This is a genomic window from Streptomyces sp. NPDC058457, from assembly GCF_042720695.1.
GTDB lineage: Bacteria > Actinomycetota > Actinomycetes > Streptomycetales > Streptomycetaceae > Streptomyces.
Window position 1 is genome coordinate 1 of record NZ_JBHXLU010000141.1, and the last position, 21,693, is coordinate 21,693.

The 21,693-nt window shown below is 72.0% G+C and carries 23 protein-coding genes; 10 read left to right on the forward strand and 13 right to left on the reverse strand.

Going from position 1 to position 21,693, the window contains the following annotated elements; genetic code table 11:
• Window positions 1–23 precede the first annotated feature (23 nt).
• The 7 genes from ACFWPS_RS51405 to ACFWPS_RS51435 form a co-directional block, all read right to left on the reverse strand.
• Complete coding sequence (locus ACFWPS_RS51405; protein ID WP_383720774.1) at window positions 24–455, reverse strand: universal stress protein; 432 nt, start codon at window positions 453–455, stop codon at window positions 24–26.
• Between the two features lie 225 nt (window positions 456–680).
• Window positions 681–1,535, reverse strand: coding sequence for a DMT family transporter (locus ACFWPS_RS51410; RefSeq protein WP_383720723.1), 855 nt, complete (start codon window positions 1,533–1,535; stop codon window positions 681–683).
• Window positions 1,536–1,605: 70 nt separating this feature from the next.
• Complete coding sequence (locus tag ACFWPS_RS51415) at window positions 1,606–2,526, reverse strand: NADP-dependent oxidoreductase (RefSeq protein WP_383720726.1); 921 nt, start codon at window positions 2,524–2,526, stop codon at window positions 1,606–1,608.
• 151 nt (window positions 2,527–2,677) lie between these two features.
• Window positions 2,678–3,631, reverse strand: a complete 954-nt coding sequence (locus ACFWPS_RS51420; RefSeq protein ID WP_383720729.1) for a PfkB family carbohydrate kinase — start codon at window positions 3,629–3,631, stop codon at window positions 2,678–2,680.
• Window positions 3,628–5,106, reverse strand: coding sequence for a purine-cytosine permease family protein (locus ACFWPS_RS51425; RefSeq protein WP_383720732.1), 1,479 nt, complete (start codon window positions 5,104–5,106; stop codon window positions 3,628–3,630). The genes ACFWPS_RS51420 and ACFWPS_RS51425 overlap by 4 nt, the downstream gene beginning before the upstream one ends.
• Before the next feature lie 99 nt (window positions 5,107–5,205).
• The gene (locus ACFWPS_RS51430) at window positions 5,206–6,198 is read right to left on the reverse strand and encodes an ADP-ribosylglycohydrolase family protein (RefSeq protein ID WP_383720734.1); all 993 of its coding nucleotides are present in this window, start codon (window positions 6,196–6,198) and stop codon (window positions 5,206–5,208) included.
• Window positions 6,195–6,914 carry a GntR family transcriptional regulator gene (locus ACFWPS_RS51435; protein ID WP_383720737.1) on the reverse strand — a complete coding sequence of 240 codons (720 nt, stop codon included), beginning with the start codon at window positions 6,912–6,914 and terminating at the stop codon, window positions 6,195–6,197. Before ACFWPS_RS51435 ends, ACFWPS_RS51430 begins: the two co-directional genes overlap by 4 nt.
• A gap of 180 nt (window positions 6,915–7,094) precedes the next feature.
• Here ACFWPS_RS51435 and ACFWPS_RS51440 point away from each other — a divergent pair, with 180 nt between their 5' ends.
• From ACFWPS_RS51440 to ACFWPS_RS51450, 3 genes are all read left to right on the forward strand, one after another.
• Window positions 7,095–7,301 carry a DUF2180 family protein gene (locus ACFWPS_RS51440; protein ID WP_383720739.1) on the forward strand — a complete coding sequence of 69 codons (207 nt, stop codon included), beginning with the start codon at window positions 7,095–7,097 and terminating at the stop codon, window positions 7,299–7,301.
• A gap of 79 nt (window positions 7,302–7,380) precedes the next feature.
• Entirely contained in the window at window positions 7,381–7,818 is a 438-nt protein-coding gene (locus ACFWPS_RS51445) for a Fur family transcriptional regulator (RefSeq protein WP_383720777.1), read from the forward strand.
• 213 nt (window positions 7,819–8,031) lie between these two features.
• The gene (locus ACFWPS_RS51450; RefSeq protein WP_383720742.1) at window positions 8,032–9,267 is read left to right on the forward strand and encodes an MFS transporter; all 1,236 of its coding nucleotides are present in this window, start codon (window positions 8,032–8,034) and stop codon (window positions 9,265–9,267) included.
• Window positions 9,268–9,380: 113 nt separating this feature from the next.
• Here the strand turns inward: ACFWPS_RS51450 and ACFWPS_RS51455 are convergent, their stop codons facing one another.
• Window positions 9,381–10,742, reverse strand: coding sequence for an RICIN domain-containing protein (locus ACFWPS_RS51455; RefSeq protein WP_383720744.1), 1,362 nt, complete (start codon window positions 10,740–10,742; stop codon window positions 9,381–9,383).
• A gap of 350 nt (window positions 10,743–11,092) precedes the next feature.
• Between ACFWPS_RS51455 and ACFWPS_RS51460 the strand changes: the two genes are divergently transcribed.
• Complete coding sequence (locus ACFWPS_RS51460) at window positions 11,093–11,356, forward strand: DUF2630 family protein (RefSeq protein WP_383720747.1); 264 nt, start codon at window positions 11,093–11,095, stop codon at window positions 11,354–11,356.
• 164 nt (window positions 11,357–11,520) lie between these two features.
• A complete protein-coding gene (locus tag ACFWPS_RS51465; RefSeq protein WP_383720750.1) occupies window positions 11,521–12,465 on the forward strand; it encodes an amidohydrolase family protein in 945 nt (314 codons plus the stop codon).
• Window positions 12,466–12,505: 40 nt separating this feature from the next.
• Here the strand turns inward: ACFWPS_RS51465 and ACFWPS_RS51470 are convergent, their stop codons facing one another.
• Genes ACFWPS_RS51470 through ACFWPS_RS51480 form a run of 3 tightly spaced genes read right to left on the reverse strand, consistent with a single transcriptional unit; the run spans window position 12,506 to window position 14,413 of the window.
• A complete protein-coding gene (locus ACFWPS_RS51470; protein ID WP_383720752.1) occupies window positions 12,506–13,030 on the reverse strand; it encodes a hypothetical protein in 525 nt (174 codons plus the stop codon).
• Window positions 13,031–13,075: 45 nt separating this feature from the next.
• The gene (locus ACFWPS_RS51475) at window positions 13,076–13,741 is read right to left on the reverse strand and encodes a nitroreductase (protein WP_383720754.1); all 666 of its coding nucleotides are present in this window, start codon (window positions 13,739–13,741) and stop codon (window positions 13,076–13,078) included.
• A gap of 42 nt (window positions 13,742–13,783) precedes the next feature.
• Window positions 13,784–14,413 carry a TetR/AcrR family transcriptional regulator gene (locus tag ACFWPS_RS51480; protein ID WP_383720756.1) on the reverse strand — a complete coding sequence of 210 codons (630 nt, stop codon included), beginning with the start codon at window positions 14,411–14,413 and terminating at the stop codon, window positions 13,784–13,786.
• An 82-nt stretch (window positions 14,414–14,495) separates the two neighbouring features.
• Between ACFWPS_RS51480 and ACFWPS_RS51485 the strand changes: the two genes are divergently transcribed.
• The 3 genes from ACFWPS_RS51485 (at window position 14,496) to ACFWPS_RS51495 (ending at window position 17,117) form a co-directional block, all read left to right on the forward strand.
• Window positions 14,496–15,293, forward strand: a complete 798-nt coding sequence (locus ACFWPS_RS51485) for a sugar phosphate isomerase/epimerase family protein (protein ID WP_383720758.1) — start codon at window positions 14,496–14,498, stop codon at window positions 15,291–15,293.
• Entirely contained in the window at window positions 15,293–16,411 is a 1,119-nt protein-coding gene (locus tag ACFWPS_RS51490; protein ID WP_383720760.1) for a Gfo/Idh/MocA family protein, read from the forward strand. Before ACFWPS_RS51485 ends, ACFWPS_RS51490 begins: the two co-directional genes overlap by 1 nt.
• Window positions 16,412–16,589: 178 nt before the next feature.
• On the forward strand, window positions 16,590–17,117 hold the full coding sequence (locus ACFWPS_RS51495) for a hypothetical protein (RefSeq protein WP_383720761.1): 528 nt from the start codon (window positions 16,590–16,592) through the stop codon (window positions 17,115–17,117).
• Window positions 17,118–17,276: 159 nt separating this feature from the next.
• Here ACFWPS_RS51495 and ACFWPS_RS51500 read toward each other — a convergent pair whose 3' ends face one another.
• Together ACFWPS_RS51500 and ACFWPS_RS51505 are read right to left on the reverse strand one after the other, a co-directional pair.
• Window positions 17,277–18,650, reverse strand: a complete 1,374-nt coding sequence (locus ACFWPS_RS51500; RefSeq protein ID WP_383720763.1) for a glutamate decarboxylase — start codon at window positions 18,648–18,650, stop codon at window positions 17,277–17,279.
• 229 nt (window positions 18,651–18,879) lie between these two features.
• On the reverse strand, window positions 18,880–19,668 hold the full coding sequence (locus ACFWPS_RS51505; protein ID WP_383720765.1) for a DUF5995 family protein: 789 nt from the start codon (window positions 19,666–19,668) through the stop codon (window positions 18,880–18,882).
• A gap of 223 nt (window positions 19,669–19,891) precedes the next feature.
• On the opposite strand from ACFWPS_RS51505, the gene ACFWPS_RS51510 reads away from it, so the two are divergent.
• Together ACFWPS_RS51510 and ACFWPS_RS51515 are read left to right on the forward strand one after the other, a co-directional pair.
• A complete protein-coding gene (locus ACFWPS_RS51510) occupies window positions 19,892–21,130 on the forward strand; it encodes a 4-hydroxybenzoate 3-monooxygenase (protein WP_383720768.1) in 1,239 nt (412 codons plus the stop codon).
• A 231-nt stretch (window positions 21,131–21,361) separates the two neighbouring features.
• The gene (locus ACFWPS_RS51515) at window positions 21,362–21,658 is read left to right on the forward strand and encodes a hypothetical protein (RefSeq protein WP_383720771.1); all 297 of its coding nucleotides are present in this window, start codon (window positions 21,362–21,364) and stop codon (window positions 21,656–21,658) included.
• Window positions 21,659–21,693: the final 35 nt, after the last annotated feature.

A 21,693-nucleotide genomic window follows, 5' to 3' on the forward strand; every position in this document is an offset into this window, starting at 1 on the left:
GGCCGGTGGGGGCCGGTGAACGGTCAGGCCTCGTCCTGGCCCTCCGGGGCCAGCAGGATCGCCGTGTTGGTGTGATGCGCCACGGCGTCGCTGACCCGCGGGTCGAACAGCGCCTCGACAGAGCTCCGGTGGTGGGGGCTCAGGACGATGAGATCGGCCGCGAACTCCTTGGCCGTTTCGGCGATGGCGGACGCGACCTGCGTGGTCAGCCCCCTGACCAGGGTCCCCTCGGCCTTGACGCCCTGGTCGCGCAGCGCCGTCAGCGCCTCGTCGAGGACGGCCTGGGCCTCGGAGTCCTCCTCCAGGGGCACGACCGCGGCGACGGAGGCGGCGGAGGCGATGACGTGTATGACGCGGACCTCGGCGTTCGTCAGCTGTGCCAGCTCGCCGGCCAGCCGCACGGCGGAGCGGCGGGCGGGGCTGGGATCGACGGCGACCAGGATGCGCTGGAACACGGACACGGTGTTTCCCCTTCCGGGGGCCTGGAAGGTCTACTCGGTGGTCAGGGACGCCGGATCACGGCGTGACGGGTCGGCGCTTCCGGCGCCGAACGAGTTCTTCCAGCCCCACCCTGTGATCATCTCACCGGCCTCCGGAGCGACGGACGGCGGCCCGTGTAACAGCCACTGAACTGCCGCGAGCCGCACGGTATCGGCCGGGCGGCCGAATCCGCGGCCCCCTCACCGCATGACGTCGACGAGGTGCGGGACCACCCGGGTCAGCCGGGTCACACCCCACAGGATCAGCCCGGCGCCGATCACCTCGGGCAGCAGCCACCACCCGGTGCGGACCGACTCGTCGAACAGAGCGACCCCCAGCAGCAGACTCACCGCCGCGTCGCCGATCGTCAGCGCGGGCTGGGAGGCGACGAGCGGACCGGCCTGCAGCGCGTTCTCCAGGAGCATCAGCGCCGCGATCCCGGTGACCGCGAAGCCGTAGGTCTGCCAGGTGGTGAGGAACGCGGTCAGACCCCCGTCGGCGAGGCGGCCGGTGGCCGACTTCATCAGGGCGGCGGTCAGCGCGTTGCCGATCGCCGCTCCCGAGGCCAGGGCCGCCGCGCGGAACAGCGGCGACGAGGACGACCGTACGAGCAGCACCGCTACGGCGATGGCACCCAGGGTGAAGGCGAGAACCGGGATCCAGCGCTGCATCGACGCCTGCTGGCGGCCGCCGGACGGGGCCGCGGCGGCGAGCAGCAGGCCCAGGCCTGCCACCACCACCGCGATCGTCCGCCATCCCTCCGGGCTCGGCCGGCGATGCATCAACGGTACGGCGATCAGCAGCGCGAACGGCAGCTCCAGCATGAACAGGGGCTGGACGAGCGCCATCGGCCCGTTCACCAGGGCGAGCGCCTGGAAGACCGCGGCCCCCGTCACCCCGGCGATACCGATGGCCCAGGCGGGCCTTCGTACCAGCACCAGCAGCAGGCGCAGCCCGCTGCGGCCGGGCACGGTGGACGCGGCCTTGCGCTGGAAGGCCGTGCCCGCCGCATTGCTGACGGCACCCAGGACGGCGAAGAGCACGGCGAGCACCATGGGTCCAGCATGCCCGGTGCGCCCCGCCCGCTCAGCCCCGGAGCGCCCCGGCCGATGGTCCGGAGCGGGGCTACGGCCGGAGCACGATCTTGCCCTGGGCGTGCCCCTGCTCCAGCTCACGGAACGCGTCCCGTACCCGCTCCAGCGGGTGGACGCGGGCGATCGGGACGTCCAGCCCGCCCCGGGCGGCGAGCCGCGCGAGTTCACCGACCACGACCGCGCTCGCGGCCGAGCCCTCCCCGTAGGTCCGTGCACCGACACGGGCCGCGGCCTGCCAGTCGCGGATCGTGTTGATCCGTTCGGGCCGTACGCCCAGGTCCACGGCCAGGTCCACGTAGCCGTCGCCGAAGGTGTCGATGAACGCGTCGACGCCCTGGCCGCCGGCGGCCTTCCTGATCCGTTCGGCCGCGCCCTCCCCGTAGGCGACCGGGACGATGCCGTGGTCCGCGAGCCAGGCGTGGTTCCGCTCGTTCGCCAGCCCGATGACGGTGGCGCCGCGCCGCCGCGCGAGCTGTACGGCGATCGACCCCACGCCGCCGGCCGCGCCGGACACCACGACGGTCTCGTCCGGCTGGGGGTCCACCGCGAACACCGTCGCGTACGCGGTGGTGCCGGCCACGTACAGCGATCCGGCCACCTCCCAGGGCAGTCCCTCGGGGCGGGACACCAGGTTCACGTCGTCGGCCACGACGTACTCCGCGTGGCTCGCCCTGCGGTGGGTGAAGCCGAGGACCTCGTCGCCCACCGCGAAGCCGCGCACCTCGGGGCCCGCCTCCACCACGACGCCCGCCAGGTCGCTGCCCTGCCCGGAGGGAAACGTCGCGGGCCAGCGTCCGTGCCGGGCACCCTCGCGGATCATCACCTCACCGGGCTGGATCCCGGCCGCGCGGACCTCGACCAGCACCTGCCCGGGTCCGGGCACCGGGCGCTCGACCTCCTCGACCCGCAGCACGTCGATCCCTCCGTACGTGTGGAACCGCACCGCCCTCATCGCGTGATCACCGCTCTTCCTCGCTGGGACAAGCCTTGGCCGACGAGCCGCCGGCCGGTGCCACACCGACCGCGGCTTGGCGTTCAACGACCCGGCGGCGGCGGTCTCTTCCCGTTTTCGGGACCGGCGGTCGTCGAGACCCGTGAGTGCCTCAGGCGAGCCGCTCGGCCAGCGGGTCGCCGGCCAGGAACGCGGCCAGCTCCGTCCGGTCGGGCGCCGTGGCCGGGCCGCGCCGGGTCACCGCACAGGCCGCCGCCGCGTTCGCGCCGCGCGCGGCCGTCAGCGGATCGAGCCCCTGGCCGAGCAGGGCGAGGAAGGCGCCGACGTGCGCGTCGCCCGCGCCGTTGCTGTCCACGGCGGTGACCGGGAAACCCGGCACGTGCACGGGAGGTTGACCCGGGGCGACCAGCCAGCAGCCGTCCTTGTCGGCCCGTACGAGCACCCCCGCCCCGGAGGCCAGCCGCTGCCCCAGCGCCGCCGCCGCGGTACCGGGATCCTCGTGCCCGGTCATGATGCGGGCCTCGCGGGCGTTGGCGCTGAGCCAGTCGGTGCGGGCCAGGACGGGAGCGAGGACGCTCTCGGGGATGTCGGCGACCAGAGGCCCCGGATCGAGACAGAGGACACTGCGGGCGGGCAGTGCGGCGGTGAGGCCGGACAGCAGCGGGCCGTTGCCCGGCAGGGCCAGTCCGTAGCCGGAGAGCTGGACGAGGTCGTCGGGACGCAACTGGGCCCGGACCGCGGTCACATCGGCTTCTGTGAGTGTGGCCTCGGCTCCGAAGCTGGTCACGAAGGTGCGTTCGCCGCCGGAGTCGACCAGGGCCACGGTGAAGCCGGTGTCGCCCTCCGCGCGGGCGGGCAGCAGCGTCCCGATGCCCTCGGCGGCCAGCGCGGCGCGGACCAGGTCGCCGTGCGGTCCGGTGCCGTGCAGACCGGCGTAGACGGCCTCCGTGCCCAGGCGGCGGGCTGCCACCAGGGTGTTGAAACCGCCGCCGGCGGTCGTCTCGGTGCGGGTGCCGACGACGTCGCCGCCGCGCTCGGGCAGCGCGGGGATCTCGATCACCACGTCGGCGATCACGTTCCCGGCGAGGACGACCCTCCTGCTCATCGGTCGGCTCCCTGGAGACGGGCGGTGGCGGGTTCGCCGCTGTCACCCCGGGAGGGGGCGGCACGCCGGCCGCACAGTGCGTACACGGCGGCGGCGACGGCCATCGAGACGGCCCAGCCGAGGCCGTTGACGCCGAGCCAGGTGTCCGAGAGCGGGCCCGCGAACCAGACGTCGTCCGCGCTGGTCGACGCCTTGGTGAAGAGCAGACCGGCGACGATGGCGAGCGCCCAGCCGAGGACCGCCGGCAGCCGGAGGCCGCACGAGTACCAGTAGGCGCTGGAACGGGTCGTGTCCATCAGGGCCCGCGAGTCGTAGTCGCGGCCGCGCAGCGAGTCCACCGCGATCACCCCGATCCAGGCCGAGATGGGCACGGCCAGCAGCGTCAGGAAGGTCGAGAACGGCCCGTAGAAGTCGTCTGCGACCAGCATGAAGTAGATGCCGCCCGCGAACATCAGCACGACGTCGAGAGCGACGGCGTACGCGCGCGGCACCCGGAGCCCGAGGGTGATCATCGTGAGCCCCGCGGAGTACGTGGAGAGGTGGTTCGACATCAGCAGTCCGCCGAAGGCCGCGACGAGGTACGGGATCGCCATCCACGACGGCAGCATCGCGTTGACCGCCGCGACCGGGTCGGAGGCGGTGGCCAGCGTCCGGTCGCCGGCGGAGAGCAGCGAGCCGAGCGAGATCAGCAGCACCAGCGGGATGCCCGCACCGAACGCCGAGGCCACCACGAGCCGGCGGCCCGGGATCGCGCGCGGCAGGTAACGGGCGTAGTCCGCACCGGCGTTGGCCCAGCCGATGCCCGTGCCTGAGGCGATGAAGCCCACCCCTGCGACCACCGCGCTGGCCGGACCCGCCGGGGCGTCGAGGACCTTGGTCCAGTCGACGGTCGAGATCAGGAAGCCCATGACGACCAGGTTCAGGATCCCGAAGACGACCGTGGCCCACTTGTTGATCCACATGATGGTGGCGTGGCCGAGGCCGCTGATGAGCAGCGTGCAGGCGATGAAGACCAGCAGGCAGACCAGCGTGAGCACGGTGTTCTTCCGGACGCCGAACGCCGTGTCGAGCAACGCCAGCAGCGCGTAGGCGGCGGTGGTCGTGGAGATGGTCTCCCAGCCGACCCGGCTCAGCCAGGTGATCAGGGTCGGTCCCGCGTTGCCCCGCTGCCCGAACACCGCGCGGGACAGCGTGAGGGCCGGGGCGCCGCCCTTCTTGCCGGCCAGACTCAGGGCACCGACGAGGGCGAACGAGCCGAAGGATCCGACGACGGCCACGAGCACCGCCTGCCAGATGTCGAGGCCGCGGAACGCCACCAGGGTGGCACCGAGCGGCAGTCCGAGGATGCTGATGTTGGCGGCGAACCAGGTCCAGAACATCTGGCCGGCATGGCCGTGCCGTTCACTGTCGGGGACCGGTTCGATCCCCCGGGTCTCGACGGTACCGACGCGATCGTTCGTCTTCGAAACGGCCATGACGGAACCTCCTTGCAGGGTGCGGATGGGCGGGTGACGGGGCAGAGCACCGGTCGGCCGACGGAGCGGAGTGTCGGTCGGCGGGGGAGACGGGGCGGTTCAGCGGTAGGCGAGCAGGCGGGTCGTAAGAGGCTCCAGCTCAAGGGAGTTGACGGTGCGGAGCGTGCGGACGGCCTCGGCGGGCAGCGCGGAGAGCCCGGCGACCGAGCCGGCGACGGCGCCGGCGATCGCCCCGATGGTGTCGCTGTCCCCGCCGAGGTTGGCGGCGAGCAGCGCGGTCCGCCACGGATCGCCGTCCGCCAGCGCGAGCACGGCGAACGCGGCGGGCACCGACTCCTGGCTCGCCACGCTGGTGCCGACGAGCGCCACGACCCGGTCCAGGGCCTCGGTCTCGGTGCGGCCCCGCACCAGCTCCCGGGCCCACTCGATCCGGGCGGCGATGTCCGCCCCGGCGATCCAGTGCCCGCGCCGTGCACCGGCACGGGCGGCGGACACGGCGGCGGTGACGGCTTCGTCGAGCGAGCCGCCGCCGACTCCGGTGCTGACGGCCGCGGCCACGGCGGCCGCACCGGCGATGCCGATGGTCGTGTCATGGGTGACCTGGCACGACTCCACGACACGGTCGACGAACGCGTCGAGGGGGTCGGCGGCGAAGGCGATCCCCACCGGAGTGACACGCATCGCGGCGCCGTTCGTCGTACCGTTGCGGCCCGCCTCCCGCGGCGGGACACCGCGGGCCACCGCGTCCAGCGCCGCCTTGGTGGACGGGCCGAGGAGATCGAAGGACCCCTTGGCCTTCATCTCCTTCTCCCAGTCGAGCAGTTCGTGGGCCAGTCGCAGCGGATCGATCCGGCCGTCCCCCTCGACGAGTAGCCGGCCGACGATGACGGCCTGGTCGGTGTCGTCGGTGACGGACCCGGCGGGCATGCCCGCGCTGACCGGGTTGTCGGGACGGGCGGCCTCGAAGCCGGTGACGGCGCCGTACACCCGTACGACGTCCGGCCTGGACATCACCTGCGTGGGCATCCCGAGGGCGTCACCGAGGGCGAGTCCGTAGAACGCGCCCAGGGCGCGGTCGAGTCGGTCGGTCACGAGCGGCCTCCGTTGCCCGAGCGGACGTGCAGTTCGAAGCGGGCGGGATCGAGCAGACTGCCGACCTGCTCGACCACCGAGCCGTCGGCGGCCCGGTACACCTGGTCGAGGCGGAGGAAGGACTCGCCGGGGGAGCGGTGCAGTACGGCGGCCTCGGCCTCCGTCAGCCCGCGTACCGAGACGACACCCTCGCCGGCGTCGGTGACCCGGCCCGCGGCGATCAGCGCCCGGCTCAGCGAACCGCCGTCGAGACCGTGCTCCGGCAGCCCGGCCAGCGCCTCGGTCACCGGCACCCTGCTGCGCTCCAGCGACACGCCCCGCCCGTCGGGCAGCCGCCGGACCCGGTCCAGGGCGAGGAACGCGTCGGAGGCGACCGCGAGCCGGGCGGCCAGCTCCGGATCGGCGATCTCCTCGAAGCGGAGGATCTCCGTCGTCAGCTCGGAACCCTGCGCGGCCAGCGCCCGGGTCCAGCCCAGGCGGTTGTCGAGCGGTGTCCCGTCGAAGGTGACGAACGAGCCGATGCCCGCGTGGGTGGCGATGAGGCCCTCCTCGCCGAGAACCTGCAGGGCCTGCCGAAGGGTGGTGCGGCTGACCCCGAACCGCTCTGTGAGCGCGTGCTCCCCGGGGAGCCGGCTGCCGTCGGCATGGACCCCGGCTCGGATCTCGTCGGCGAGTACACGGGCGATGCGATGGTGCTTGTGAACCTGTCCAGGCATGTCTAGACAGTAGGTGAACAAGTAGCTGCGGTCCAGAGGTTCCAACCCGCTCTCTAAACTTGACTCTGTCAAAACTAGGGGGTTATGTTCGATGTGCGCCGAGGTGGCGAGACCCCGTCGGCGCACGGCCATCACGCACCCCACCGCACAAGCGAGTGGGCCGTCTCATCGGGAAGCGACATGCACTGTTACGACTGCGCCCAGGCGGGGCGTCACGACACCAACGGGATCGGCGCCTGCACCCGTTGCGGCCTTTTCACCTGCGCCGAACACTCGCGGATCATGCAGACCACCGTCCAGCGCCCCATCGGGGTGATCCCCATGACGAGCGTCCTCCCGTCCCGGCGCCTGGTCTGCGGTACGTGCCGTTCGGCGGAGGCCTCCTAGAACTGACCGAGTCAACTCTGGTTGTATCGTGCACTCACAGGGCGGAACGGTCGGTATGCCGTAGGAGAGTGAGATGACCATGGAGCAGACCGCGGGCGACCTGCTCAAGCGCAAGGGCCTGCGCAGCACGGCCCAGCGCAGGGCCGTACTGACCGCGCTGCAGGGCCATCCGCACTCCACGGCGGCCGATCTCGAGTCACGTATCGGCACGGACCGGGCCGAGGCCGGCGGACTCTCCCGGCAGGGCCTCTACAACGTGCTGGAAGACCTGACGAAGGCCCACCTCGTCCGCTGTATCGAGCCCGCCGGTTCGCCCGCCCGGTACGAGCTGCGGGTCGGCGACAACCACCACCATCTCGTCTGCCGCCGGTGCGGTCTGATCGAGGACGTCGACTGCAGCGTCGGCGCGGCACCGTGCCTCACCCCCGACGAGGACAAGGGCTTCGCCGTCGACGAGGCCGAGATCACCTGGTGGGGACTGTGCGCGCAGTGCCGTCAGGCCGCCGCACAGCAGTAGCTCCTGCCGACGCGGCCCGGGAGTGACGCAGCTCACCCCGCTGCGTGAGCCGATCCAGGAATGCGCGCTCTCCGCATCCCGCTGCAACGTTCTAGGGGTGGACTGGGCAAGGGCGCTCGGTGCGGCCGGCGACGGAGGGTGGAGACACCTTTCGGTCCCGTTCCGCCTTCCCCTCCCCGGACCCGCCGTCCCCGAAAGGTTCCCCCGCTCACCATGCCTCTGGCTCTGCTGGCCCTTGCCGTCGTCACGTTCGGCATCGGCACCACCGAGTTCGCCACCATGGGCCTGCTGCCCCAGATCGCGGACGGCGTCGGGGTGTCGGTGCCGCACGCCGGCAACCTCGTCTCCGCCTACGCCCTCGGCGTCGTCGTCGGCGCCCCCGTGCTGACCGGTATCGGCGCGCGTGTACCCCACAAGCGGCTGCTGCTCCTGCTGACCGGACTGTTCGTCGTGGGCAACACGGCGTCCGCGCTCGCCCCGAACTTCGGTCTGCTGTTCGCCGCCCGCTTCCTGGCCGGACTCCCGCACGGCGCCCTGTTCGGCGTGGGTGCCGTCGTCGCCTCCCGGCTGGTGCCCTCCGACCGCGCGGCGCGCGCCGTCTCCCGGGTCTTCCTCGGCCTCACCGTCGCGAACATCGTCGGCGTCCCCGCCGGCACCGCGCTCGGCCAGCATCTGGGCTGGCGCTACGCCTACTGCGCGGTCGCCGTCATCGGCCTCGTCGCGCTCCTCGCGCTCGCCCTCCTCGTGCCCCACCAGCCGCGCGGCCCGCAGGCGGGCATCCGGCAGGAACTGCGGGCGATGGGCAACCGGCAGGTCTTCATCGGCCTGGCCACCGCCGTCGTCGGGTTCGGCGGCTTCTTCGCCGTCTACAGCTATCTCGTCCCGATGCTCACGCACCTGACGGGCCTCTCCGACTCCTCGACCACCTGGGTCCTCGCCCTCTACGGCGTCGGCATGACCCTCGGCACCCTGGTCGCCGGCCCCCTCACCGACCGTGCCCTGCGCCCCACGCTGTACGCCGCGATCATCCTGCTGGGGGCCGCGCTGGTGACGTTCTACTTCACCGTCCACAGCACGGTCCCGGCCCTGGTGACGGTCACCTTCATCGGCGCGACGGGCGCGCTCGTCACCACGCCCGTCCAGATGCTGCTGATGATCAACGCGAAGGACGCCCCGACGATGGCGGCGGCCTCCAACCACTCCGCCTTCAACATGGCCAACGCGGCCGGGGCCTGGCTCGGCGGCCTGGTCATCTCGGCGGGCTGGGGCTGGGCCGCACCCAACCTGGTCGGCGCGGTCCTCGCGGCGGCCGGCCTGGGACTGGCCGTCACCGGCGGCCTCCTGGACCGCGGCAACCGTCCCTCGAAGGTGGTCACCGGCCAGGTCACCGCGGAGCCGGCGCAGACCGCCGCGCCCGCACCGGACCTGACCGAACCGAACCGGGGCTGAGCCGGCGGCCCACCCGCCCGGCACGGCGGCATCCCGGACCCCGCCGGTGAACCGGTTCCGTACCCCGTACCGCCCGGGGCGGCGGTCCGCCCGCCGCCCCGGCCGGCCGCCGCTCACTGGCCCGGCGTGAGGATGTACGTGTTCAGGCTGCCCACCGCGGTCAGCGGGGTCGGCGACCCGGTGTCGTAGCGGTCCACGGCCACGTAGTTGGGCTTCTTCCGGGCGGCCTGAGTGCAGAAGTTCTGCGCCCGGTTGAGGATCTTGCCGTTGTCGGTGGCGGCGGTGCCGGCGATGGGATAGTCCCGGAAGTGGTTCATCACGAACAGCGGGTGGAAGGCGGACGTGTCCGTGGTGAGCGGTCTGCCGGTGCCCCAGCGGCTGTAGCAGGACCAGTCGGAGTCACCGAGGCCGGCGCCCATCGACCAGTAGTTCTCCACGGTCCACTCGCGCTGGTACATCACACCGAACGTGTCCCGGGTGGTCCAGCCGTTGGCGGTGTCGCTCGCCCGGGTCCGGTCGCTGAAGACCAGCAACTGCTTGCCGCGGGCCGCGAGATCGGCCATCGTGGGCCAGCCCTTGGCGGCCACGCCCTCCTGGTCGGGCCGGTACAGCACGTCGGAGAGGCCGTTGACGGTGGCGAGGGACGACTTCAGCACGTCGGAGGAGGCGTAGTCCTCCAGGAAGACGGTCGCGAACTGGCCGGGGTTGGCCTTGAGGAAGTCGACGATGCGCTGGAGGTCGGTGGCGAGCGGGACCGGGCTGCCGACGCCGTCGCAGCTGTTGTGGCAGAGCACGGCCTGGCCGGAGACCGTGTAGTCGTCGAGCATGAAGCCGCGCACCCCGTCGGACAACTGCCGGCTGATGCCGTAGTTCTGGTTGGGGAACAGGCTGACCGGGAAGGACGCGAAGTTCCCGTCGGAGCTGTTGGCGAAGGCGTTGTGGGCGGTCAGGAAGGTGACCTGGTCGAGGGTGCGGGTGTCGGCGGACGGCATCGCCGAGGTGGCGTAGGAGACCGGGGTGAGGTACCAGCGGGCGAGGTCGCCGGAGGAGCCGACCTGTACGGCGGCAGAGTCGGAGGACGAACCGGTGAGGTACTGGGAGGTGCCGGGGACGGTGACGGAGTAGGTGCTGTCGGCGCCCGCGGTGATCGTCCAGGTGGTGCCGTCCGCACCGCAGCCGGCGGTGACCACGGCGGTGCCGTTGCGCCCGAGGCAGGTGCCGGACTCGTCGGCGTTCTGCAGCTGGTAGCCGCCGCTGACCGCGACGGCGGTCCACTGCTGGTGGTCCTCGTTGCCCTTGGGGTTGTGCGCGGCCACGGTGCCGCCGCTGTCGGCGGCGTTGAGGCCGGTGACGTAGTTCTGGAGGTAGACCGAGGCCGTCGGGACCGCGGCCGACGCGGTGCCCGGGAGGAACACGGGCGCCGTCAGGGCGAGGACGGCGGAACAGCACAGGACGCGCAAGGGGCGCAGACGCACGGGGGGTATCCCTTCGCTGTGGCAGGAGTTGCCGATGGTGACAGAGCCATGATTTACCCGCCGGAATGTGTTCCCCGCCAGTCGTCCCACCTGAATTCCGCGTCACACAAAGGAATTTGACGCTACGTCACCAGAGTGCTGTTACCGGCCTGCCGAACCGGTCCCGGTCCGCCGAACCGGTCCCGGACACCCGCGACGGTCACGCACCGGACAAGGCAGGCCGCCCGGCCGATGCGGTTGGGGGCAGGGTGGGAGAAGGTGGGAAGGTGGTGGACGGGGGCGGGCGCGCGGGCACCGGCGAACGCTCCGTCGTCATCGTGATCCACGCCGTCGTCCGGAATGAGGCAGTCATGACAGGACCAGAGGCCGAGGCCGAGAAGGAGATCCTCGGCCGCATCGCGGAAATGATCAGCCAGGAGAAGGACCTGCGTGATCGCCTGGGACAGCAGGAGATCGAGGGGACGACCGAACACGCCCGCCTGGCCCGCCTGGAGACGGAACTCGACCAGTGCTGGGACCTGCTCCGCCAGCGCCGCGCCCGGGTCGCGGCGGGCCAGGACCCCGGTGGGGCGGACGTCCGCCCGGCGTCCCAGGTGGAGCGATACCTCTCCTGAGACCGCACCGGATCGACGCGCCAGGAGGGCGGCGCCCCGCACCCGGGTGCCGCCCTCCTCGCCGTCACGCCGGGCGTGCCCGCCGGCCGGCGGTACGACGTTTCCGCGCACCGCCGACCGGCAGGGACTGGACTCCTGGCTCACCGGCGACGATCGTGGCCGGTATGAACGATCACCACACGGCGCCCGGCGGTGCCACCGGCGTGGAGGAGGCCGTGCCCGACGCGGGCCCGCACGAGGAGGCCGGCGAGATCCACCGCTTCCGGGAACGGCTCGGTCTCCCCGGACTGATCGACGTCCACACCCACTTCATGCCCGAGCGGGTCCTGCACAAGGTCTGGAACTACTTCGACACGAACGGACCGCTGATCGGCGACCTCCGGTGGCCCATCACCTACCGGAAGGAGGAGGCCGAACGCACCGCCCTCCTCAGGGAGTTCGGCGTCCGGTCCTTCACCGCGATGCTCTACCCGCACAAGCCCGGCATGGCGGCCTGGCTGAACACCTGGGCCGCCGACTTCGCCCGCCGTACCCCCGACTGCCTGCACACGGCGACCCTCTTCCCCGAGCCCGGCGTCGAGACGTACGTCCGGGCGGCCGTCGAAGCGGGCGCCCGGGTGTTCAAGGCGCATGTGCAGGTGGGCGCATACGACCCGGCCGGCGAACTCCTCGACCGGACCTGGGGGCTGCTGGCCGACGCCGGGATCCCCGTGGTGATCCACTGCGGCTCCGGTCCCGCCCCCGGCAAGTACACCGGCCCCGGTCCGATCGCGCGGGTGCTGGCACGGCATCCGAGGCTGCGGCTGATCGTCGCGCACCTGGGGATGCCCGAGTACGAGGAGTTCCTCGGCCTCGCCGAGCGGTACGAGGAGGTGCGGCTGGACACCACGATGGCGTTCACCGACTTCACCGAGCGGTTCATGCCGTTCCCGCCCCGTGCCCTGCCCCGGATCGCCGCCCTCGGCGACCGTGTCCTGCTCGGCTCCGACTTCCCCAACATCCCCTACCCCTACGTGCACCAGCTTCACGCCCTGGAGAGGCTGGAGCTCGGTCAGGAGTGGCTGCGGGCGGTGTGCCACGACAACGCGGCACGCCTGTTCCGGCTGTGACCGTCACACACTCACCGGGTGGCGGAAGGCCGGGACACGATCAGGCCGGCGGCGGTCCGGGCGCGGCGACGACGGCGATCCCCGCCTCGCCGCTCTCGAACAGGCTCACCAACTCGGCCAGGGCCACCGGCCCGTCGCCGTCCTCGATGCTGTGGTCGATCAGTGCGACGGGCTGCTGGAAACCGTCCCGTTCGGGGGGTACGAAGTCGGTGACGGCCGACCGGCGCACGAGGACGACGAGTTCTCCGCCGCCTGGATCGTGGGGGAGCCGGTCCAGGTGCGCACGCAGCGCGGCCGGACGCGAGGTCAGATCCTGGGCGAGGACGTCCCGACGGGCCAGCAGGGACACGGCGAGCCGGTCCCCCGTCCGCTCGTACCGGGCCGAGAGATCCTCCGGCAGCAGGTAGAACACTCCGGCCTCACCCTCGTGTCCCCGGTTCAGCAGCATGCAGGCAATCTGCTCGGCCGGATCGTCGGACCTGTGATCGAGGTCGAGGATCACTTCGGGGGTGTCCGGGTCGAGTGAGGGGATCGCGCTGATCCACATGCGGTCGGAGCCGTCCATGCCCGGCATTCAAGCACACCGCTCCACCTGGGCTGACCGGCCGGCTCAGGCCCCGATGAACCTCACCGTCTCGGTCACATCGGCCCGACCGGTGCGGACCGGTGGGGTGCCCTCCCGCTCGAAGCCCACCGCGAGACCGCACAGCAGCACCAGCCCGTCATCGGCCCCGACCAGCCGGCCGACGGTCTCGCGGTACATCGTCCACATCACCTGGGGGCAGCTGTGCAGCCCTTCCGCCCTGAGCAGCAGCATGACCGTCTGCAGGTACATCCCGGCGTCCGCCCACTGCCCGGGGCCCATCGCCCGGTCGAGGTAGCAGAACAGCACGACCGGCGCCCCGAACGCCCCCGAGTTCAACGCGGCGATCTTCAGGGGCCGTTCCGGATCCTGGCGCTCGATGCCCAGGGCCGCGTACCGCTGGGCGGCCGCCGCGGCGAAGCGGTCCAGATACGGCGGGCCCAGCTCCGCCGGGTACATCGGATACTCGCGTTCGTCGCCCGGATCTCCCGCCAGGGCCCTGGCCGTCGCCCGCCGCTTGAGTTCGGCCAACGGCTCGCCGGTCACGACGTACACCTGCCAGGGCTGGAGGTTCCCGCTCGACGGCGCCCGCCGTGCCGCGGCCAGCACACGCTCGAGTACGTCCCGGGGCACCGGCTCGTCGCTGAACGCGCGCACCGCCCGCCGGCTGTCCACGGCCTCGTACACGTCCACGTCCACTCGTCCTTTCGAGACAGCCCCCAACGGGCCGCAGAACTACGGAAGTTCGACGCTGATGAGGCTGCGCAGCAGCGTGCGCAGGTGCTCCGGCATGTCGATGGCGTCCGGGCTGAGCAGCCACTGGATCTGCAGGCCGTCGATGAACGCGATCAGATCCGCCGCCAGCCCGGGCGCCGCCACGTGTGGACGCAGCAGACCGCGACGGGCCAGGTCGTCGATGGCCGACTGCATCTCCCGGCGGGCACGTTCGTAGCGTGTCACGAAGTACGGGCGCGCCGGGTGGTCGGCCGCGGTGGCCTCGCTCGACAGCACCGCGAACAGGCTCACGATCAGCGGGTTGGCCTGGTTGTGCGCGACGAGCCGGATCATGCTGGCGAAGTACTCCAGGCCGTCGCGGCCGACCGCACCCGACTGGAAGAAGTGCTCGTCGTCCTGGCGCTCGCGCTCCTCGAGGACCGCCTCCAGCAGCGACTCCTTGGTGGGGAAGTGATGCAGCAGGCCCGCGCGTGAGACACCGCAGGCGGCGGCGAGTTGCACCATGCTCGCGTTGCGGTAGCCGACCTGCCCGAACGCGGTGAACGCGGCCTCGATGATCTGGGCGCGCCGCCGCTCCCCCTTGGGGTAGTTCCGTGGGGCCGTCCCCTGCCGCGCCGTGTCCCGTGCCATGAACGAGATGCTAACGACCCCTAGAAACCATCACCCCTGTCGGTATTCTGTTTCCCGGCCGTCCGCCCCGAGAGGAGTCCCCATGTCGACACCGCAGATGTCGGTGCAGCTCTACTCCGTACGCCATGCCCTACAGGCCGACCAGGACGAGACCCTCGGCCACCTGGCCGCCCTGGGCCTGGCCAACGTCGAGGTCTTCGACTTCGTGCACCGCGCGGACGAACTCGCGGACGCACTCGCCCGGCACGGCCTGTCCGCGCCCACCGGGCACGCCGGCTTCCTGTCGCCCGACGGAGTGTCCGCAGCCGCCCTGGACGAGACGTTCCGGGCCGCCCGCCGGCTGGGCGTGGAGATCCTCTTCGACCCGTTCGTCCCCGCCGCCCGGTGGGCCGACGAGGAGGAGATCGCCCGCACCGCCGCCCTCCTGAACGGCGCCGCCGAACGGGCCGCCGACCACGGACTCCGCGTCGGCTACCACAACCACTCGCAGGAGTTCGTCCACACGGTCGCCGGCGTCAACGCCTTCGACTTCTTCGCCGACCGGCTGAACCCGGAAGTCGTCCTGGAGATCGACCTGTTCTGGGCCTCGGCCGGCGGCAACGACGTCGTCTCCCTGCTGGAGCGCCTCGGTTCACGGGTGCGCGCCCTGCACGTGAAGGACGGCCCCGTCATCGACGACCCGTTCACCTCGGGCGCCCCCTTCGACCCGGCCGGCACCGGCCAGGTCGCCCCCGGCCGCGGACGGATACGGCTGGACGACTCGCTGGCCGCGGCCCCGCACGCCGAGTACGCCGTCATCGAGTTCGACCACTACGACGGCGACATCTTCGAGGGCATCGCGGCGGGCGTCACCTACCTGAACCAGAAGGGCATCGCCTGATGGCGGCACGGAACCCGGTCGGCGTCGGCGTCATCGGCGCCGGCAACATCAGCGACCAGTACCTGACCAACCTCACCAGGTTCCCCGACCTGCACGTGGCCGTCGTGGGCGACCTCGACACCGCGCGCGCCGAGACCCAGGCCCGCAAGTACGGCGTCGGGAAGTGGGGCACCGCCGCGGACGTCCTCGGCCACCCGGACGTCGAGATCGTCGTCAACCTGACCGTCCCTGCCGTCCACGCGGAGGTCGGCTCGGCGGTCCTCGCCGCGGGCAAGCACGTCTGGTCCGAGAAGCCCATCGCGGTGCACCGGGCCGACGCACGGGCCCTGCTCGACCAGGCGGCCGCGGCCGGCCTCAGGGTCGGGGTCGCCCCCGACACGATTCTCGGCCCCGGCCTGCAGACGGCCCTGCGGGCGGTCGCCCGCGGCGACATCGGCACCCCGCTGTCCGCGCAGACCGTGATGCAGTACGCGGGACCCGACCAGTGGCACCCCGCCCCCGAGTTCCTCTTCGCCAAGGGCGCCGGCCCCCTCTTCGACATGGGCCCGTACTACCTCACCGCCCTGGTCTGCCTGTTGGGCTCGGTGACGCGGGTCGCCGCGCTGGGTTCCACCGCCCGCGCGGTCCGTACGGTACGCAGCGGAGAGCGGGCGGGCACCGAGTTCGAGGTGTCCGTCCCCACCCATGTCTCGGCGCTCGCCCAGTTCGAGGGAGGCGGGGTCGGCCAGAGCGTGTTCAGCTTCGACTCCCCGCTCACCCGCACCGGATTCGTCGAGATCACCGGCACCGAGGGCACCCTGGTCCTGCCCGACCCCAACACCTTCGCCGGCGAGGTCAGGATCACCCGCGTCCCGCAGCGGGGCCGCGATCCCGAGTGGGAGACCGTCACCCCGGTGGGCATCGAGGCCGGCCGCGGTCTCGGAGTCCTGGACATGGCACGGGCCATCCGCGGCGGAGGCCCGCACATCGCCACCGGGGACCTCGGCTACCACGTCCTGGACACCATGACGTCCATCGACGAGGCCGTCGCCTCGGGCGAGACCGTCCGTGTCGCGAGTGCCGCCCCCGCGACACCCCTGGTCCCGGAAGACTGGGACCCCTTCGGGGCCACTGCCTGAGGCACCTGCCGGCGCCCGGAACGCCCGGCAGGCCGCTGTCACTTGTCGTTGCCGAGGGCCTTTCCGCGGGTGGGGGCCGCGGACGCCTCCTATGCTCCTACTGCCCCGTCCGCCCGCCGTGGGAGGACGGGGCAGCGGCAGGCCGTCGGCCGCCGCCCGGGGAAGGGGGAGGGGAGCCGTGGGGGAACTGGCGGAGCTCGAGGAACGGGTCGCGGTGATCGACGCGTACATCGAGCCCATCGCGACGAGGCCGGTGGATCTCACCGACCCCGACTGGACGCGGAAGATGCGGGAGGGCCCGCGGCCGCTGGACGAGGCGGGGATCCGGCCGGAAGCCGAGGCGGCGCTGCGGGACGTGCTCTCCCTCTATGAGGAGGGCGACGAGGGCGACCGGGCCGCCCTGCGCGCGCTCCTGCGGCGGTATCACTCGTTCACCTGGGCGACGACGCTGCCTTTCGAGCCCACGCCCCAGGGTTTCCGGCAGCGGCTGATGGAGATCTCGGTCGAGGACCAGGGCCGCGACACGCGCGACATGATGGTCGACCTGAACGGCCTCTGCGAGGAGGCCCGCGCCGCCGGTGTCGACATCCGCCCGCTCCTGCTCGAGGTGGCCGAACTCTCCAGCGAGGTCGACAAGTACGGGATGGGTTCCACGCGGGACATCCTGCTCCGAGCGGCCGGAAGGGAGCCCGGCGGGCTCTGGTGAGCGTGGGGGCACGGGAGCGGTGCACCACACCACGCCCCGGTACCGGGCGGGACTGGTGGCGAGAGCCGCCTGAGAACGGGCCCCTGTGGCGGCCACCGGCACTCGCCCGGGCCGGGTACGACCCTGGACCGGCCCGGCGGTGCTGCCGTGTGCCGCAGCTCAGGTGGTGGCAGGGGTTTTGGCGGTGAGCGCGGGGTGATGGGGGCGGAGGCGTTGGGTGACTTCGGTGAGGTCGGCGACGAACGCGTCGGCGAGTTGGGCGGTGAGTCCGGTGCGGACGACGAGGCGGAGGACGGAGATGTCCTGGCACGGGGTGGGCAGGGCGTAGGCGGGCAGGTGCCAGCCGCGGGTGCGCATGGCGTGGGAGACGTCGTGGACGGTGAAGCCGCGGGCGCCGGGTGCGAGGCGGAAGGCGAAGGCGGGGAGTTGGGTTCCGTCGGTGATGAGTTCGTAGGGCGGGATGGCGCTGATACGGGTGGCGAGGGCGTGGGCTGCTGTGCGGCTGCGGAGGGCGAGGTGGTGCAGGCCTTCGAAGCCGTAGCGCAGGAGGGTGTAGTACTGGGCGGCGATGTGGGCGCCGGGGCGGGAGAAGTTGAGGGTGAAGCTGGGGGAGCGACCGCCGAGGTAGTCGATGTCGAAGACGAGGTCGTCGGGGAGCGCGTGGGTGTCGCGCCACAGGGCCCAGCCCAGGCCGGGGAAGACGTGCCCGTACTTGTGGCCCGAGGTGTTGATGGAGGCGACGCGCTCGAGCTGGAAGTCCCACATGAGGCCGGGGTCGAGAAAGGGGGCCACCATGGCGCCGGAGGCGCCGTCGACGTGTACGGGGATGTCGGTGCCGGTGGCGGCCTGGTAGCCGTCCAGGGCCATGCAGATGTCGGCGACGGGCTCGTAGGAGCCGTCGTAGGTGGAGCCGAGGACGGTGACGACGCCGATGGTGTTGTCGTCGCAGTAGGCGGTGAGGGTGTCGGGGGTGAGGTGGTAGCGCCCGGGTTCCACGGGGACGTAGCGCGGTTCCACCTCGAAGTAGTTGGCGAACTTCTTCCAGCAGACCTGGACGTTGGCGCCCATCACCAGGTTGGGGCGGGTGGTGTCCTTGCCCTGTGCGCGCCGGCGCTGCTGCCAGCGGCGTTTGAGGGCGAGGCCGCCGAGCAGGGCGGCCTCGCTGGAGCCGGTGGTGGAGCAGCCGAGGACCTGTTCGGGGTGCGGTGCGTGCCACAGCCGGGCGAGCATCCGTACGCAGCGTTCTTCCATGGCGGTGATCTGCGGGTACTCGGCGCGGTCGGCGAGGTTCTTCTCGGCGGTGTCGGCCATCAGCTGACGTGCCTGCGGTTCCATCCAGGTGGTCGCGAAGGTGGCGAGGTTGAGCTGCGGGTTGCCGTCGAGTGCGAGTTCGTCGCGTAGCCGCTGGAGCACCAGGTCGGGTGCGGACGCCGAGTGCGGCAGTTCGTCGACGGGCAGGTACGGGTCGGCGGCGGGCGGGGTGAGGGTGTCGAACGCGGTCGCGGAGATGACGTCGGTATCCGGGATGGGCATGTGTGCCTCGGTGCTTTCTGGTCCGTGTGGCCCCCGTGCGCTCTCGACGCTAGTTCGCTCCGCGGTGCGACATGTGTGCCGATTGCACCGATCCAGCGATCGATTTGCGCACCGATGAACTGAATTTTCCCTTGCGTATACGGGTGGATGGGGTCGGCAGGGGATTTCGGGCGGCGGGGCCGCGGCGAGGCGGGTGCGGCCCCTGCTGTGTCGGTGGGGTGCCGGACGGTCAGTCTGCGGGGCTGTGCCGGGTGACGGTCTGCTGCATGGCGTTGTCGAGGTGGGTGATGACGGCCGGTACGTCGTTGTTCTCGGTGTGGCGGATGACCTCCAGGGCGGGGCGGAGGAGGCCGCCCGGTCGTGTGATGAGCCGTGCGAGCACGGTGGCGCGGATGTCGAGCCGTTCGATGGTGGCGGCGCGTTCGGCGTCGTTCTGGCCGGCGAGGAGGAGGGCGTTGTGCCAGGCCTCCTGGCGGGACTGGCGGATGCTGAAGTCGAGAATCTGTTCGTCGGTGCGTCCTCCGGCCCGGTCGAGGAGGGACATGAACGGGGACAGTGCGTCGACGGAGTCCTGCACGGCCAGTACCACTCGCGCGAGGATGTCGTTGATCAGCTGGAAGTCGTGGTGCAGTGCGTGGATGTCGCTGCCCGGGCTGGTCCGGGCGGCGGCGATGGCGAGGTCTAGGTTGATGTGCGCGTTCACGCCGAGGAGCAGATGCTGGACGATGATGGTGTCGGCGTCGTCGAGGAGCCCGAAGGTCTCGCGCCAGCAGCGGGGTCCGCTGCGGTTGCGGCGCCAGGCGTCGTACGCCTCGAAGTAGCGGTTGCCGAAGAGCGTGTCGAAGCGGTCCATCCGGGCGCCGTCCTCGAACAGTCCGCTGTGGATGGCGGTGCGGATCTCGACGGTCACCTGCCGGTAGAGGGCCGCGAAGTATCCCGCCCGGTCGCCGGTGCGGCCGGCTTCCTGCACGATCCCGGCGAGCCCGTCCACGACGTCGTCGATGTTCTGTGCCGTCATGTCCCTTTCCCCTCCCGTGGTTTGGATGTCCGGCCCGCGCACGGGGTGCCGTGCGTGTGCGGGTGGCAGCCCTGTCCTACCACCGTGCACCGGGTGGAGATCCCGCTGTGCGGGAAACGGGATGCGGGCCCCGCGGGCTTGCCGCCGCGGCTGGGGCGCACCGGGTGCCGGGGGCCGGCGCAGGGGCGGTCGCACTCGGCTACGCTGACCCTGGAGGTGCCAAGTGGCCGAGGGCGCACCGCAGTTGGACGAGACGCAGGAATCCGCCACCGTCGTGGTGATCGGCGCGGGCCCGGCCGGGCTGACCGTCGCGAGTCTGCTGCGCAGGTGCGGCATCGACTGCGTCGTCCTGGAACGCCGCAGCCGCGAGTACGTGGCGCAGCGGCAGCGGGCCGGCATCGTGGAGGCCCGCGCCGTGCGGATGTTCGAGTCCTGGGGGCTGGCCGACCTGGTGCTGGGCGGCCCGCCGCACGACGGCATCCTGGAGTTCCGGGTGGACGGCGAGAGCCACCTCGTCGATGACAGCGACGGCTCAGAAGGCCCCGCGGCACGACTGTGCCCCCAGCAGGTCCTCGTCCAGAAGCTCACCGCCGCCCACCTCGCCGACGGTGGCGACCTGCGCTACGAGGCGGCCGACGTCACCCTGCACGACCTGACCGGCGACCGCCCGACGGTCCGCTACCGCTCCGCCGACGGCACCCCGCACGCGATCACCTGCGCCCTCGTCGCCGGCTGCGACGGCGAGCACGGCGTCACCCGCACTGCCGTCCCCGACGGCCACCTCACCGCCCACGTCCTCGACCACGGCATCGGCTGGCTCACCGTCCTCGCCGACGCGCCGCCCCCCGCCCACCCTCTGCTCGCCGTCAGCCCGCAGGGCTTCGCGGCACACTTCCCCCGCGGACCGCACAGCAGCCGCTACTACCTCCAGTGCCCGCCCGACGACGAACCCGGCGGTTGGCCCGACGACCGCATCTGGGAGGCGCTGCGCACCCGGCTCGCCGACCCCGGCCTGGCCGCGGGTCCGATCACCGACCGCGAGACCTTCCGGCTGCGCGGCCTCGTGAACGAGCCCATGCAGTACGGGCGGCTCTTCCTCGTCGGGGACGCCGCCCACATCCTGTCTCCCATGGGCGGCAAGGGCATGAACCTCGCGCTGTACGACGCCGATCTCTTCGCCCGCGCCGTCCGCGACCACGTCCGCGACGGCGACGACACCGCCCTGCGCACCTACTCCGAGCGCTGCCTGCGACGCGTATGGAGCGACCAGGAGTTCTCCCACTGGCTGACCCGGACGGTCCACGACGCGGGCGACGCCACCCACTGCGGCCCGTTCCTGCACCGTCTGGCCCGCGCCCGCCTCGACCGGCTCTTCTCCTCCCCGGCGGCCGCACGGGCCTTCGCGGAACTCATGACCGGCCTGGACCCGGCTCAGGACCGCCCCGCCGCCACCGGCCGCTGACCACTGCCACGGGAACGTCCCGGAGACGGCCCAGCCGCCTCTCGATGCCCGTTTTGCGTGCATTACCTGATTCATCCCGTCGGGTCAAGTCACGACCCCTCGGAACGTGACCCCGCGGTGCCCGCGGGGCCTACTTGAAGTGCGGGCCTCAGCGGAACGGAAATCCCGAAGAAGATTTCCTCTTTCGCTGAACCGCGACCCCGAATATCGACAATCGACAGGAGAGAACTCATGACCCGTATTTCTCGCACCAGCAACGGTATCCGTGCCAAGCGCCGGGGCTGTGGCCTCGCGGCACTCGCCGCCTCGGCCGCGCTGATCACCGGGGGCATCATCCTTCCGGCGTCCGCCGCGGTGGCCGCCCCGATGCCGGCCGCCCATGTCGTGAGCTTCGTCCAGGGCGGCGGCGCAGGCGGTGACGGAGGTGCCGGAGGCGGCGGCCTGATCGGCGGCGGCGGGGGCTCCGGCGGCTCCGGCGGCGGCAGCCAGCTCGGCGCCGGCGGCGCCGGTGGCGGCAGCGGCTTCTGACCCAAACGCGCCCTTTCCGGCGGACTCGGATACAC